At 64.1% G+C, this 13,293-nt stretch carries 14 protein-coding genes and 1 pseudogene; 8 read left to right on the forward strand and 7 right to left on the reverse strand.

From position 1 onward, the window contains the following. On the forward strand, positions 1 to 655 hold a 655-nt coding region (locus tag CQ12_RS36610), incomplete at its 5' end, for an extensin family protein (RefSeq protein WP_245310311.1). Positions 656 to 681: 26 nt separating this feature from the next. On the opposite strand, the gene CQ12_RS36615 is transcribed toward CQ12_RS36610, so the two are convergent. Further along, positions 682 to 1,371 (reverse strand): L,D-transpeptidase, encoded by a 690-nt coding sequence (locus CQ12_RS36615; RefSeq protein ID WP_057840122.1) that lies wholly within the window; start codon positions 1,369 to 1,371, stop codon positions 682 to 684. Between the two features lie 423 nt (positions 1,372 to 1,794). On the opposite strand from CQ12_RS36615, the gene CQ12_RS36620 reads away from it, so the two are divergent. Next, positions 1,795 to 2,772 (forward strand): magnesium transporter CorA family protein, encoded by a 978-nt coding sequence (locus tag CQ12_RS36620; protein WP_057840123.1) that lies wholly within the window; start codon positions 1,795 to 1,797, stop codon positions 2,770 to 2,772. Between the two features lie 129 nt (positions 2,773 to 2,901). Further along, entirely contained in the window at positions 2,902 to 3,120 is a 219-nt protein-coding gene (locus CQ12_RS36625) for a hypothetical protein (protein ID WP_057840124.1), read from the forward strand. Between the two features lie 118 nt (positions 3,121 to 3,238). Here CQ12_RS36625 and CQ12_RS36630 read toward each other — a convergent pair whose 3' ends face one another. Both CQ12_RS36630 and pdxH read right to left on the reverse strand, forming a co-directional pair. Next, on the reverse strand, positions 3,239 to 3,991 hold the full coding sequence (locus CQ12_RS36630) for an SDR family NAD(P)-dependent oxidoreductase (protein ID WP_057840125.1): 753 nt from the start codon (positions 3,989 to 3,991) through the stop codon (positions 3,239 to 3,241). 35 nt (positions 3,992 to 4,026) lie between these two features. Then, positions 4,027 to 4,668 carry a pyridoxamine 5'-phosphate oxidase gene (gene pdxH, locus CQ12_RS36635; RefSeq protein ID WP_057840126.1) on the reverse strand — a complete coding sequence of 214 codons (642 nt, stop codon included), beginning with the start codon at positions 4,666 to 4,668 and terminating at the stop codon, positions 4,027 to 4,029. A 122-nt stretch (positions 4,669 to 4,790) separates the two neighbouring features. Between pdxH and CQ12_RS36640 the strand changes: the two genes are divergently transcribed. After that, positions 4,791 to 5,198 carry an RT0821/Lpp0805 family surface protein gene (locus CQ12_RS36640; protein ID WP_057840127.1) on the forward strand — a complete coding sequence of 136 codons (408 nt, stop codon included), beginning with the start codon at positions 4,791 to 4,793 and terminating at the stop codon, positions 5,196 to 5,198. Between the two features lie 163 nt (positions 5,199 to 5,361). Then, a complete protein-coding gene (locus CQ12_RS36645; RefSeq protein WP_057840128.1) occupies positions 5,362 to 6,321 on the forward strand; it encodes a DnaJ C-terminal domain-containing protein in 960 nt (319 codons plus the stop codon). A gap of 289 nt (positions 6,322 to 6,610) precedes the next feature. On the opposite strand, the gene CQ12_RS36650 is transcribed toward CQ12_RS36645, so the two are convergent. Next, positions 6,611 to 7,384: an anti-sigma factor family protein gene (locus tag CQ12_RS36650; protein WP_057840129.1), complete on the reverse strand. Its 774-nt coding sequence runs from the start codon at positions 7,382 to 7,384 to the stop codon at positions 6,611 to 6,613. A 56-nt stretch (positions 7,385 to 7,440) separates the two neighbouring features. Then, positions 7,441 to 7,929, reverse strand: a complete 489-nt coding sequence (locus CQ12_RS36655; RefSeq protein WP_057840161.1) for an RNA polymerase sigma factor — start codon at positions 7,927 to 7,929, stop codon at positions 7,441 to 7,443. Between the two features lie 215 nt (positions 7,930 to 8,144). Here CQ12_RS36655 and CQ12_RS36660 point away from each other — a divergent pair, with 215 nt between their 5' ends. Beyond that, positions 8,145 to 8,744, forward strand: coding sequence for a histidine phosphatase family protein (locus tag CQ12_RS36660; protein ID WP_057840130.1), 600 nt, complete (start codon positions 8,145 to 8,147; stop codon positions 8,742 to 8,744). Between the two features lie 191 nt (positions 8,745 to 8,935). Continuing rightward, a complete protein-coding gene (gene aroC, locus CQ12_RS36665; RefSeq protein ID WP_057840131.1) occupies positions 8,936 to 10,024 on the forward strand; it encodes a chorismate synthase in 1,089 nt (362 codons plus the stop codon). Between the two features lie 12 nt (positions 10,025 to 10,036). On the opposite strand, the gene CQ12_RS36670 is transcribed toward aroC, so the two are convergent. Then, the gene (locus CQ12_RS36670; protein ID WP_057840132.1) at positions 10,037 to 11,731 is read right to left on the reverse strand and encodes a GMC family oxidoreductase; all 1,695 of its coding nucleotides are present in this window, start codon (positions 11,729 to 11,731) and stop codon (positions 10,037 to 10,039) included. A 126-nt stretch (positions 11,732 to 11,857) separates the two neighbouring features. Between CQ12_RS36670 and CQ12_RS36675 the strand changes: the two genes are divergently transcribed. Next, a complete protein-coding gene (locus CQ12_RS36675; RefSeq protein ID WP_057840133.1) occupies positions 11,858 to 13,042 on the forward strand; it encodes an adenylate/guanylate cyclase domain-containing protein in 1,185 nt (394 codons plus the stop codon). Here CQ12_RS36675 and CQ12_RS47025 read toward each other — a convergent pair. Next, a pseudogene (locus tag CQ12_RS47025) lies at positions 13,039 to 13,293 on the reverse strand (hypothetical protein); the annotation flags it as partial. The gene CQ12_RS36675 and the pseudogene CQ12_RS47025 overlap by 4 nt on opposite strands.

The following is a 13,293-nucleotide window of genomic DNA, read 5'->3' on the forward strand; positions in this document are numbered from 1 at the left end:
GGTGAAGCCGGCGGCGATCCTGCGCTGTACCATGGCGTCCGCACTGGCCGACTGGATCCGCAAGGACATCGCGCCGCTGGCGCAGCGTCTCGGCAGTGCGATCTCCGATATCGACAATTTCGATTCGTTCGAGTGCCGCGGCCGCAACCGCATTGTCGGCGCCAAACTCTCCGAACACGGCCGCGCCAACGCGCTCGACGTGCGCGGCTTCAAGCTCGCCGATGGCACCTTCATCTCGCTGACCGACCGCACCGTGCCGCGTGGATTGCGCGAGACCGTGCTGCACTCGGCCTGCACGCGATTTCCAACCGTGCTCGGCCCGGGCTCGGACTGGTACCATGAGGACCATATCCATCTCGATCTGATGGAACGGCGCGGCAATTACCGGATCTGCCAGTGGGACGTATGGGACGCGCTGCCGCAGAAAGCGCCGCTATTGCCGGCCGAGCGGCCGGAGGAAGCGCCGCCGCGCGAGGTCGCCGAAGGCGCCAAACCGCATGCCGGCAAACCGCATGCCGGCAAATCGGATGCTGGCAAGTCAGATGCCGGCAAGTCCGATGCTGAAAAATCGGACGCCGAGAAGCCGGATGAGGCCGAGCCGCCGCGCGAGGAGAAGCCTGCAACGAAAAAGCGCCGGCAAAACCGGCGCTCTTGATACGTGGCCGCTGTGACGATGCCGGCTTATTGCGGCATCGGGCCGCTGGTGCCGCCGCCCTGCAGGGCCATCTTGGAATTGTACGGCGAGTCACCCTGCTTGGGGTCGAGCACGACAACGACCGTGCCCTGCTTCACCCGGCTGTAGAGATCGATGACGTCCTCATTGGTCATGCGGATGCAGCCCGAGGAGATCGAGGCGCCGATATATTCCGGCTGGTTGGTGCCGTGGATGCGGAACAGGGTGTCGCGGTTGCCCTGGTAAAGATAGAGCGCGCGGGCGCCGAGCGGGTTGTCGACGCCGCCGGGCACGGAGGCCGGCAGGCCTTCGATGCGCTTGTGAATGTCGGCGGTCGGCGTCCACTTCGGCCATTCGGCCATGTTGCCGACCTTGGCGATGCCGGAGAATGCGAGGGCTTCCTCGCCGACCGTAACGCCGTAGCGGATTGCCTTGCCGCCGTCCTGGACCAGATAGAGGTAGTGGTTATCGGAATCGACGACGATGGTGCCGGGCAGTTCCTTGCGGTGATAGTCCACAATGGCGCGGCGGAACGGCTCCGGCGGCGAAACAGCGGCATAGCGCGCCTTCGCAAGCTGCGCCTTGTCATTCGGCTTGAGGGTGGCTTCAGGGGCGGCCTGATAGGTGGTTGCCGGCATGCAGCCGGACAATGCAAGACCAGCAGCGAGCAACCCCAAGACTACTTTCAACGACGACATGGCACACTTCCAATCGAAAGTCTGGCGTTCGCAGCAACAATCTTGCGCCTAAAACGCGACGATTCCATTAATCCCATTATCCGCAATAAGCGGCCGATAAGCCAGCATTTGCACGGCCGTTCGGCGCTGCGGAAGGCCAGCTGTGGCTTTTGTGCCGCAAGTTTTGCGAGTTCCGGTTGAATCCCGGGCAGGGGTGTTGCCGGCGGCGGATCACGGCCGCATCGACGCCATCTCGACGCCACAAGCGCCACTTCGCCGCCATAAATGTGGACCGGCGGTTGCTGCGCCGGTCATGAAGCGCTTGCCAGAATCGGGTTTAGTGCCGCTGGCTTAGCCGCTGCGTTAGCCATGGCGTTTTGAAGCGACGTGGGTATTGGTTCGCGTGAAGAAGAACGGGCCGCCGCCCCAGTTCCGGAGTTGCCCATGTTTTCGGTGTTTGTTCCCTTCGGTGCCTCCCTCAAGAAGCTCCCGGCCATGGACCCGGTGGCGTTGCCGGACAACGCGGTCTGGATCGACCTGGTCAAGCCGACCATGGACGAAGACCGCGCGGTCGAGCGGCTGGCCGGGATCGCGGTGCCGACCCGGGAGGACATGCAGGAAATCGAGATCTCCAGCCGGCTCTATATCGAGAACGGCGCCCGCTACATGACGGCGACGCTGATGTGCCAGTCCGACACCGATGCGCCGAAGACCACGGCTGTGACCTTCATCCTGGCCGGTCACCGCCTGGTCACCGTGCGCTACGACGAGCCGAAGCCGTTTGCCTTGGTCGAGCACAAGCTGGCGCGCTCATGCATGCCGGGAATATCCGGCGAGATGGTGCTGATGGAACTGCTCGACGCGGTGATCGACCGCTGCGCCGACATCCTGGAGCGCGCCGGCGCCGAGGTCGACCAAGTCTCGCACGACATCTTCGAGCCCGAAAGCGCGCGGCATGGCCAGGCCAAGCGATATTCCCAGATCCTGATCGCGATCGGGCGCAAGGGCGATCTGGTCTCCAAGATCCGCGAAAGCCTGGTCTCGATCGGCCGCGTCGTCACCTTCCTGTCGGCGGTGGTGGAGGGCGTCAAATGGTCCAAGGACATGCGCGAGCAGCTCAAGACCATGCAGCGCGACGTCGGTTCCCTGACCGACCACGCCTCCTACCTCTCCAGCAAGATCACGTTTACGCTCGATGCCATGCTCGGGGTGGTCAATCTCGAGCAGAACAACATCATCAAGCTGTTCTCGGTGATGGCTGTCGTCTTGATGCCGCCGACGCTGATCGCCTCGATCTACGGCATGAACTTCAAGGCGATGCCGGAACTCGAATGGGCGCACGGCTATCCGATGGCGCTATTGATGATGCTCATGGCAGCGGTGCTGCCGTACTTTCTCTTCAAGTGGAAGAAGTGGCTGTAAGACAGCGGTTCCCCGCGCTTCCACACGTGCGAAGATCGGCTCAACTCCACCGCTAAAATTTGAGCGGTGGACTGAACGAATGGTCGAAACTTGTCTGCGATAACGTGTCTCTCAGGCCGCGAGGATCCCATGGTTGAGAAACTCATAATGTCGCCACGCAACGTCATCGAGCTGGCTCGCTATCAGCAGGGCCGCGGCGTTGGCAAGGCGCAGGCGTTCTCGACGCGGCTTTGCCGGTACTGCGGCGCGGCACTGGCGGACGGCGAGAACGAAGACGAGTGTTCGAGCACGTTCAATCTTGCAGCGGCTGCTCCACGCGTGGCGCAGCGCAAGTTTTATGCAGAGTGAACGGGCATTGCGTGAGCGGTGAAGTAGGATGGGCAAAGCGTAGCGTGCCCACCATTGTCCTCCGCTGAAAGAAGTGGTGGGCTCGCTTCGCTCAGCCCACCCTACAAGATGCGCAGCACTAAACGTGCTGGCCGCCGTTGATGTGGATCTCGGCGCCGTTCACATACGAACTGGTTTCCGTACACAGCACGTAGATGATCTTGGCGACTTCGTCCGGCGTGCCGAGGCGATGCATCGGAATCTGCTGGTCGACGATCTTCTCGGTGCCCGGCGACAGGATCGCGGTGTCGATCTCGCCCGGCGCGATCGCGTTGACGCGCACGCCGACACGGCCGAAGTCGGACGCCATCTCGCGCGTCAGCGCGGCGAGCGCGGCCTTCGACGTCGCGTAAGCCGCGCCGGCGAACGGGTGCACGCGTGAGCCCGCGATCGAGGTGACGTTCACCACCGCGCCCCTGGCGTGTTTCAACTCCTCGATCAGTCCGCGCGCGATCATGACCGGGGCGAAGAAGTTGACGTGAAAGACGTGGCTCCAGGTCTCGATGTCGGTGTCCATGGTGCCGAGCCGGCCGCCGCCCGGAGCCTTCGGAGAGATAGCGGCGTTGTTGACCAGTGCGTGCAACTCGTCGTTCTCCAGCCGCCGGCGAATCTCGCCAATCGCGCGCACGGTGTCGTCGTGGCTGCCGAGGTCGACCTCGATGTGATCCTCAGGACCGGCGCCCCACGGGCAGACTTCCGGAAAGGCATGCCGCGAGCAGGTGATGACGCGCCAGCCAGCCGAGGAAAACCGGATCGCGGTCGCATGGCCAATGCCGCGGCTGGCACCGGTCAGAAGCAGCGTGCGCCGCGGCGCGTTGGATGAAGGAGGCATGTAAGTCTTTCAGCTTTGAGCGGCAACGAATGGCATCAAGGATAAAGCCGCACCTTGCTCCAAGCTTGTGACGGCGCATCGCGGCGGAATTCGATGCGGTCGTGCAGACGGAACGGGCGGTCGTGCCAGAATTCGAAGCGGGAAGGCTCGATGCGCCAGCCGCTCCAGCCGGGTGGGCGCGGCACGTCGCCGATCATGTATTTGGCGGCGACCAGCGCGATCGCCTGCTCGAAGGCAAAGCGGCTCTCCAGCGGCTGCGACTGCTTGCTGGCCCAGGCGCCGATCTGCGCCTGTTTTGGACGCGTGGCGAAATAGGCGTCGGCTTCCTCATCCGTTACCGGCGACACGTTGCCGCGGATGCGGACCTGACGGCGCAGCGACTTCCAGTGAAATAGTAAAGCGGCCTTAGGATTTGCGGCGAGTTCGCGGCCTTTCTGACTGGCGATGTGGCTGTAGAACACGAAACCATCGGCGTCATAGCCCTTCATCAGCACCATCCGGACATCCGGCAGCCCGTCTGAATCGACCGTTGCCAGCGCCATGGCGTTGGGATCGTTCGGCTCGGACTTCACGGCTTCCGCAAACCACTCGGCGAACAGCGCAAACGGTTCCTCGGCCGAGGTAAAATCACCCGATGTTAACGGTGTCGGGTGTTTGATGGAGGTCGTGTCCGTCATGTCAGGAGTCCCAGTTGCGTACCCTCGCGTCTCAGAGCGCGTTACAGCCCCGATACGGGCTCGCCCTATATAGGGCATGGGGACGCATTGGCCTATCGGCGATCGGGCCGAGGGGCGCCGTGATGACGTTGATTTTGATCGGGCTCGGCTCGGGCGGCTGCAGCCTGTCGCGCCCGGATTCCTATGCCAAGATGAATGCTGCCGATGTCACGGGCGCGCTGGGCAAGCAAGCGGCCACGCCGGGGGCACCGACCGAGAGCGATCTTGCCTTTGCCCGCACCGCCGCTTCCGACGTGCTGACCAAGGGCGACAAGGATTCCAGCCAGCCTTGGGAAAATCCGGAGACCGGCGCGCGCGGCTCGGTGACGCCGCTGTCACAGGCCTACTCCGCGGAAGACGGGCGCACTTGCCGGGATTTCCTGGCGAGCTACGTCAACGGCCGCGCGGAGAGCTGGCTGCAGGGTGCCGCGTGCAAGGCCGGCCAGGGCCGATGGGAAATCCATACGATCAAGCCCTGGACGAAGGGGTAGCGCGTCAGATGCAATTGAGCGACGCTGTCGGCTGGCTTGATTGAGTGGCTTGTGAGTGGCCTGGGGTAGTTGCAAAAATGCAACTGGCTCCCCAGATGAAGCCAAAGTGGGCGAATTGCCCTAAGCTTTGAAAAATCGAATTCCCGTGAAGGAGACCTGACGGATGCGCGACCCCTATGAGGTCTTGGGGGTGCCGCGGGGCGCCAGCGCTGCGGCGATCAAGAGTGCCTATCGCAAGCTCGCCAAGAAGCATCACCCCGACAGCAACAAGGACGATCCGAAGGCGGCTGCGCGCTTTTCCGAGATCAACTCGGCCAACGAGATCATCGGCGACGAGGACAAGCGCAAGCAGTTCGACCGCGGCGAGATCGATGCCGAGGGCAAGCCGCGCTTCCAGGGCTTTCCCGGCGGCGGCGCTGGCGGTCGCGCGAGGGGGCCGGGCGGCTTCGAGTCCTATAGCTTCCGCACCGGCGGCGGTCCCGGCGGCGCGGGTGGCGCGGGATTCGAGGACATCCTCAACAGCATGTTCGGCGGTGCGGCCAGGGGCGGACGTCCGGGCGGTGGCCGCGCCTTTGAATTCGACACCGGCGGGATCGGCCTCGATCTCGATCTGAACGTCGCCATGACGGTGTCGCTGGAAGAGTCGGTCAAGGGCGGAGAAAAGCGCGTCCGCCTGCCGACCGGCAAGGAGCTCAACGTCAAGATTCCTGCCGGCGTCACCGCCGGCCAGCAGATCCGGCTGAAGGGACAGGGCGAGACCGCGCCGGGCCATCCGCCGGGCGATCTCCTGATCACTGTCAGCATCGCACCCCACGCCTTTTTCAAAGTCGACGGCAGCGACCTGCGCCTCGATCTGCCCATCACGCTCTATGAGGCGGTGCTCGGCGGCAAGGTTCGCGTGCCCACGCTCGGCAGCGCGGTGGAACTGTCGATCCCGAAAAACACCTCCAGCGGCCGCATCTTCCGCCTCAAGGGCAAGGGCCTGCCCAAGCCGGGTGGGCCCGGAGACCTGTTCGTCACCACCCGAATTATTTTGCCCGACGGGAACGATAGCGAGCTTGAGGCATTGATGGAAAAGTGGCGCGACGGCCACCCCTACAATCCGCGCAGCGATCTGGGCTGATTCGGCCTGGTTCGCGGCGCCGAAGGTGTGTGGAACAATAGCAGCGGGGTCCGAGCAGGCTTCCTGAAAAAGCGCGCTTCTTTCCTGAAAACAAAAGGTTTTCTGGAAAAAGGGGCGGCCTCGAAAGGGGGACCAGCGCGGTACCAAACCCCGATCGAGGCCGCTTGCGCCGATCGGCGGATCGAGCGCTACTCATTTTCGCGTGATCACCCGGTGCATTAATGAGACCGGCCGGTGTTTTGATTCCAGATTTTCGATGTCAGAATTGGGACAAAGGGCCAGAAGGCGCCTAGCCCCCCTTCTTTTCCATCTGATCGTATACCGCCTGGGCCACCTGGCTCAGCCGCCCCCGGTCGGCGCCGGTAGACACCACCGCATAAACGACGCCGTCATCCGCCCAGAACAGCGTGCTTTCCTTGCCTTCCGCCGCGAATCGCATCTGCGTCGCCTCGGCGGCGGATTTGGCGGTGTAGATCGTGAAACGCTCGCCCGACGCGCTCTCATACATCATGAAGGACGCCGGGCCGGCGGAGCTCGGCAGCAGCCGTCCGCCAACCAGCTTCAATCCCGCATTCGTCAGCTCGGGAGCGCGCACGATCCAGCCGCAGCGCTTGGTCAGCCACTGCTGAAGATGACTGCGCTCGCTGCCCGGCACCTCGACGGGATGCCGCACTTCCACGACGTAAAGCCGGTGCGCTTCGATCGCATGCACCGTGAAATTCTGAAGAGCGGAAGGTGCGGCCGTCGCGCCGCGCGCGAGCCAGCCAACGCCGCCGCCGACGATGAACGCCGCCAGCGTCGCCGCGACCGCGCCGTATACCCATTTGCGCGGCTGCCGCACCAGCCGCTCGATCTCGAGCCGCTTCGGCACCGCCTCGTCGATGACGGAATCGTATCTGGTATGCAGCAAATCCGCCATCGCTTGCCACGACTGCACCCGCGCGGCATCGTCGGGATGCGAAGCGAGCCACGCCTCGACGTCGCCGCGGCGCTCCGCCGGCAACTCGTTGTCGACGTAAGCATGCAGCTCGTCTTCGGTGACGGGAATGTTGCGATCGGTCATTGTCTTCGTCTCTGCCTGATCCTGCTCTGTCTATCCACCACGCGCTTCATGCGTCTTCACTTCACCCGCCGCAGCGCCGTTCGCTCGCCCTCCAGCGAAGCTTTGACATGGGCGCGGGCGCGGGCAAGCCGGGACATTACGGTGCCGATCGGCACGCCCTGGATGTCGGCGACCTCGCGGTAGCTCAGTCCTTCCAGCATCACCAGCAGCAGCACCGAGCGCTGCTCTTCCACCAGCGTCGAAAGTGCGCGCGCGATGTCGCGGCCTTCCGCCTCGGTGCCGCTGGCGTCGGGGTTGTTGTCCAAGAGCGGCATGAATTGCGGCCGCCGTGCCAGCGACCGCCGCCGGTTCTTGTTCAGATTGGTCAGGATCGTGTAGAGCCAGCTCCTGACGTCGCCGCCGAGAAACAGCCGTTCCGAACGCAACGCGCGCACCAGCGTGTCCTGCACCAGATCGTCGGCGATGTCGGCGTCGCGCGCCAACGCTCGCGCGTAACGGCGGAGCGCCGGAATCATGGCCTCGACACTTTGACGAAACGCGCTCATCGGCACCGGATTGCAAGAGTCCTGAGGCGCGAACGCCTTACCCAGCATAACACCCAATCGACTTATCTATTCCAGCTATTGGGGCGTGCGGCAAATTGGGCTCGACCGCGCCGGAGTGCTGGTGTACCCCCAGATGGTCGCTCCCCTGAAGCGGCCCCGACGCGCCCGACCTTTCGCTCTCCAATTCGCTGGCCGAAGAATAGCCTGATAGTCCGATGCCTGCGCCCGTGATCTACTACATCCGCCATGGCGAGACGTCGTGGAACGCTGAAGGCAGGCTGCAGGGCACGCAGGACATTGCGCTGAACGATCTCGGTCGCAGGCAGGCCGCACATGCCGGCAATGTGCTGGCCAATCTGTTCGCGCGCGAGGGCCGCGACAAGTCCGCGCTGCCGTTCGTCGCAAGCCCGCTTGGCCGGGCGCGGGCGACGATGGAATTGGTGCTCGGCGCGCTGAGGCTTCCCAGCGACGAATATGCGCTCGACGATCGGCTGCGCGAGATCGGCTACGGCGTCTGGGAGGGCTCGACGCTCGCCGAGATGCAGGCGGCCGATCCCGTCCTGTATGCCAAGCGGCTCACTGCAAAATGGACAATGGCGCCGCAAGGCGGCGAGACCTATTCCGAGGTGCAGGCGCGGATGCGCGACTGGTATGATTCCGTGAAGGGCGACACCGTCGCGGTCGCCCATGGCGGCACCGCGCGGGCGCTGATGGTAGCGCTTGGCATCGAGACGCCGCAAAGCGCCGCCGACCTCCTGATCGAGCAGGGCGCCGTCTACGTGTTCCGCGACGGGGGGCTTAGGAAGTATAGTTAAGGCGCCAGCCAGAAGCGCCGTCATTCCGGGGCGGTCCGCAGGACCGAACCCGGAATCTCGAGATTCTCAGGGGCGCAAGGGGCGCGCCCTAGTTCGATGCGCCGCATCGCCCCGGAATGACGGGTTGCCGGTTTGACCGCCCCGCGTTACGACACGTCAGTCAGCACTGACTTACGAGCTAAAGCGTCCACATGTCCCACAACACCTTCGGCCACCTGTTCCGCGTCACGACCTTCGGCGAAAGCCACGGGATCGCGATCGGCTGCGTGGTCGACGGCTGCCCGCCGCTGATCCCGCTAACCAATGAGGACATCCAGCATGATCTCGACCGCCGCCGCCCGGGACAATCGCGCTTCACCACCCAGCGCCAGGAGCCTGATACGGTCAAAATCCTGTCCGGGGTGATGGCGCATCCCGAAACCGGCGTGCAGGTGACGACGGGAACGCCGATCGCGCTGCTGATCGAGAACACCGATCAGCGCTCCAAGGACTATTCCGAGATCAAGGACAAGTTTCGCCCGGGCCATGCCGACTTCACCTATGAGGCCAAATACGGCCTGCGTGACTACCGTGGCGGCGGGCGCTCGTCGGCGCGTGAGACCGCAACGCGCGTCGCGGCCGGCGCCATCGCGCGAAAGATCCTGCCCGATGTGAAGGTGCGCGGCGCGCTGGTGCAGATCGGCCCGCACAAGATCGATCGCGACAAGTGGGACTGGGACGAGATCGCGCGCAACCCGTTCTTCTGTCCGGACAAGGACTCGGCGGCGTTCTACGAAACTTATCTCGACGGCATCCGCAAGAGCGGCTCCTCGATCGGCGCCGTGATCGAAGTGGTCGCTGAAGGCGTGCCGGCCGGATGGGGCGCGCCGATTTACGCCAAGCTCGACGGCGAGCTGGCCGCCGCGATGATGAGCATCAATGCGGTGAAGGGCGTCGAGATCGGCGCGGGCTTTGGCGCCGCCGAACTTTCGGGCGAGGAAAACGCCGACGAGATGCGCACCGGCAACGACGGCACGCGCTTCCTGTCCAACAACGCCGGCGGCGTGCTCGGCGGCATCTCCACCGGCCAGCCGGTGGTGGTGCGCTTTGCGGTGAAGCCGACCTCGTCGATCCTGTCGCCGCGCAAGACGGTGGATCGCGCGGGCGCCGACACCGACATCATGACCAAGGGCCGCCACGACCCCTGCGTTGGCATCCGCGCCGTGCCGGTGGGCGAGGCGATGATGGCCTGCGTGCTGGCCGATCACTTCCTGCGCCATCGCGGGCAGGTCGGCGGGTAAGACCCGGGCCTCTCACTGCATCGCGTCGGCGATCTTTTCCGCCGCCATCAGGGTCGGGACATTGGTGTTGGCGCACGGCACCACCGGGAAGATCGACGCGTCGACCACGCGCAAGCCCTGCACGCCCTTGACGCGGCCTTGCGTATCGACGACGGCCATCGGATCGTCTGCGCGGCCCATCCGGCATGAGCAGGAGGCGTGCCACACGCCGATCGCCGCCTTGCGCACGAAGGCTTCGAGCGCCTCGTCGTCGCTGATGACCTGCTCGAATGTGAAACCTTCGACGATGAAGTTGTCGATCATGTGGTGGCGCAGCGCTGCCGGGCCGTCCATCAGGACAGCGGCAATGGCGGTGAGGACCTTGTTCTTTCTATTGACCACGCCGATCTTGCGCACGCGGTCGGAATACGATGCCGGGAATGGCTTGTCGGTGACGGCCTTGAGCGGTGCGCTCATCTGCAGCGCCGCCATCTTGCGAAAGCCGCTCATCAGGCGGTCGAGGTCGCGCCGGTCGGACAACAGGTTGAACTCGACGATGGGTTCTGTTCGCGGGTCGCGCGAAGCGAGCCTTACTTGCCCGGTCTCCGAATAGGTCTTGTTGACGAAGGTGAGCAGCGAGGCGATCTGCTCGCCGACCGAATGCCATGCCGACTTGGTGAGGACCGCGACGAACATGTCACCGGCGGGTGTGCCCGCAAGCCTCGAGGAATAGCGCAGCCCCATCTGGACATGGCGTCTTGTGTGCCCGTTCATGCGCGCGCCACGGCGGACAAAGGACGACAGCGCGATCGAGGGATGATCCATCAGACGCTGGCCGACGCCCGCGAGGCCCATCAGGACCGGAATGCCCATCTCCTTCAGATGCCCCACCGGTCCGATGCCAGCGCGCAACAGATGCGCGGGAGAATGAATCGCACCGCAGGAGAGGATGACCTCGCGGCCGCGGAACTCCTGTTCCCGGCCGTCGACCAGCGCCTTCACGCCGACACATTGCGTGCCCTCGAATAGCAACTCCTTCACTATCGTGTCGGTCGAGATGGTCAGGTTGGTGCGCTTGCGTGTCTCGCGATCGAGATAGCCCATTGCGGCCGAGACGCGTTGCTCATCCTGGTTGGAGTGTGTCACCGGGAAGTAGCCGTCAACGAATTCGCCGTTCTGGTCGGGCAGGAAGGCAAAGCCGGCGAGCTTGCAGGCCTCGCCCATCGCTTGCGAATGCCGTGTCCAGTGCTCACGCGGAATGCGGCGGATGGGGATGCGACCGTCCTTGCCGTGGTACGGCCCGTCGAAATCGAGGTCGCGCTCGAGCTTCTTGAAATAGGGCAGCACGTCCTTCCAGTTCCAGCCCGTGGCGCCGCGGGCCTCCCACTCGTCGTAGTCGGTCGGCGCGCCGCGGTTGGCCATCTGGCCGTTGATGGAGGATCCGCCGCCCAGCACGCGCGCCTGCTCATATTTGCGGAGCGGCGGGCGGCTCTCATCGGGATTGTTGTGGCTCACGACCTGGGTCGTGACCTTGAGCTCGGTCCAGTGGAAGCGCGGATCGAAATAGGCCTGCCCCGAATAGCTGTCGCGGATCTCGTGTGGCTCGTTGCCGGGCGGCGTGTCCTGGCCTGCTTCGCAGAGCAGGACCTTGTTGGCGCTTTTGGCGGAGAGCCGGTGCGCCATGACGGAGCCCGCTGATCCGCCGCCGACGATGATGAAATCGTACACTTCTGCGTTTCCCCCTGATTGTACCGTGAAACTAACGCGCTTCCGTCGTCTGGTCAGCAGCCTCGCGCGCAATGCAGCGATGTGCGCCTTGACGTTTCAGGGCGTTGCGCGGCAAATGCTGAGGTCATGAACGTCGCAGAACTGCAGAAGCTGACCGACTGGCTGATCGACGGCGGGAGGTCGGCGACCAGCCCGACCCGGTTTATGGCCGAGTGCTGCGAACGGATGGTCGCGGCAGGGCTGCCGCTGTGGCGCGTCGGCGTCTTCGTCCGCACGCTGCATCCTGAGATCTACGGACGCAATTTCATCTGGAAGCCGGGCGCCGAGGTCGAGCTGGGCACGGTCGATTATCATATCCTGGAGTCACCGGATTTTCACAACAGCCCGCTGAAGATCGTTTTCCAGCAGGGGCTGGAAGTCCGGGCCCGCGTTGATGATCCCGCCAGCAAGCGCTTTCCGATCATCGACGATCTTCGCGCCGAAGACGCCACCGATTATGTCGCGCTGCCGCTGCCTTTCATTGGCGGCACCGTGAACGCATCGAGCTGGACCACCAAGCAGCCGGGAGGATTCACAGAAGAACAGTTGGCGGCGCTGCGGAGCCTTGCGAAGCCACTGGCGCGGGTGGTTGAGATCATCAGCCTGAACCGGATGGCGGCAAGCCTGCTCGATACCTACGTTGGCAACAGTGCCGGCGAGCGGATCATGGGCGGCCAGATCAGACGCGGTCACACCGAGACGATGAATGCCGCGATCTGGCTGTCCGATCTGCGTGGCTTCACCGCGCTGTCCGATCGCGTGCCGGCCGAGACCGTCGTCGACATTCTGAACCAGTATTTCGATTGCCAGGTCACCGCGATCAAGAATCATGGCGGCGATGTGCTGAAATATATGGGCGACGGCCTGCTCGCGGTGTTCCCGATCGATGAATATGTCGGCGACGAGCAAAAGGTCTGCTCGCATGTGCTGGAGGCCGCCCACGAATCCCGCGCCAGCGTCGCCAACCTCAATTACCGGGTCGGCGATGCGGTCGAACGGTTTCGTTTCGGTGTCGCGCTGCATGTCGGGCGGATTCTCTACGGCAATATCGGCGGCGGCAACCGGCTCGACTTCACCTGCATCGGCCCAGCGGTCAATCTGGCGGCGCGGTTGGAAAAGATCGCAAGTCAGACCAAGCGCACCATCGTGGCATCGGAAGGCTTCGCCGGCATCTGCCGGGGAGGGTGGAGCGATCTCGGCGAGTTTCCCGTCGCCGGTTTTTCAAAGGCCGCGCGGGTTTACGGATTGGCCGACGAGACGTCGGCGGCCTAGTCGCCGCGGACGTAGGACTGCTTCAGTCCCCAGGTCAGCACCAGCAGCGTCACCCACAGCCGCAGCATCGCGAAGCTGAAGATGAACACGAAGAAGATCAGGTTCTTGATCAACGAGTGGACCGACGATGTCTGGTAGAACTGCCAGAGCGCGTTGCGGATCAGTCCCTGGCCGAGACCGAGGCCGAGATAGATGATTCCAAGAGCGATCACGGCGGGAACGAGCCAAAGGCTCCGTCGCCCGAATTCCAG

Origin of the sequence: Bradyrhizobium jicamae (assembly GCF_001440395.1) — a bacterium.
Classification (GTDB): domain Bacteria; phylum Pseudomonadota; class Alphaproteobacteria; order Rhizobiales; family Xanthobacteraceae; genus Bradyrhizobium; species Bradyrhizobium jicamae.

Coding starts and splice junctions, on each gene's coding strand:
- CQ12_RS36615 (WP_057840122.1), bottom strand. CDS start 1,371: ATGTCGTCGTTGAAAGTAGTCTTGGGGTTGCTCGCTGCTGGTCTTGCA.
- CQ12_RS36620 (WP_057840123.1), top strand. CDS start 1,795: ATGTTTTCGGTGTTTGTTCCCTTCGGTGCCTCCCTCAAGAAGCTCCCG.
- CQ12_RS36625 (WP_057840124.1), top strand. CDS start 2,902: ATGGTTGAGAAACTCATAATGTCGCCACGCAACGTCATCGAGCTGGCT.
- CQ12_RS36630 (WP_057840125.1), bottom strand. CDS start 3,991: ATGCCTCCTTCATCCAACGCGCCGCGGCGCACGCTGCTTCTGACCGGT.
- pdxH (WP_057840126.1), bottom strand. CDS start 4,668: ATGACGGACACGACCTCCATCAAACACCCGACACCGTTAACATCGGGT.
- CQ12_RS36640 (WP_057840127.1), top strand. CDS start 4,791: ATGACGTTGATTTTGATCGGGCTCGGCTCGGGCGGCTGCAGCCTGTCG.
- CQ12_RS36645 (WP_057840128.1), top strand. CDS start 5,362: ATGCGCGACCCCTATGAGGTCTTGGGGGTGCCGCGGGGCGCCAGCGCT.
- CQ12_RS36650 (WP_057840129.1), bottom strand. CDS start 7,384: ATGACCGATCGCAACATTCCCGTCACCGAAGACGAGCTGCATGCTTAC.
- CQ12_RS36655 (WP_057840161.1), bottom strand. CDS start 7,929: ATGAGCGCGTTTCGTCAAAGTGTCGAGGCCATGATTCCGGCGCTCCGC.
- CQ12_RS36660 (WP_057840130.1), top strand. CDS start 8,145: ATGCCTGCGCCCGTGATCTACTACATCCGCCATGGCGAGACGTCGTGG.
- aroC (WP_057840131.1), top strand. CDS start 8,936: ATGTCCCACAACACCTTCGGCCACCTGTTCCGCGTCACGACCTTCGGC.
- CQ12_RS36675 (WP_057840133.1), top strand. CDS start 11,858: ATGAACGTCGCAGAACTGCAGAAGCTGACCGACTGGCTGATCGACGGC.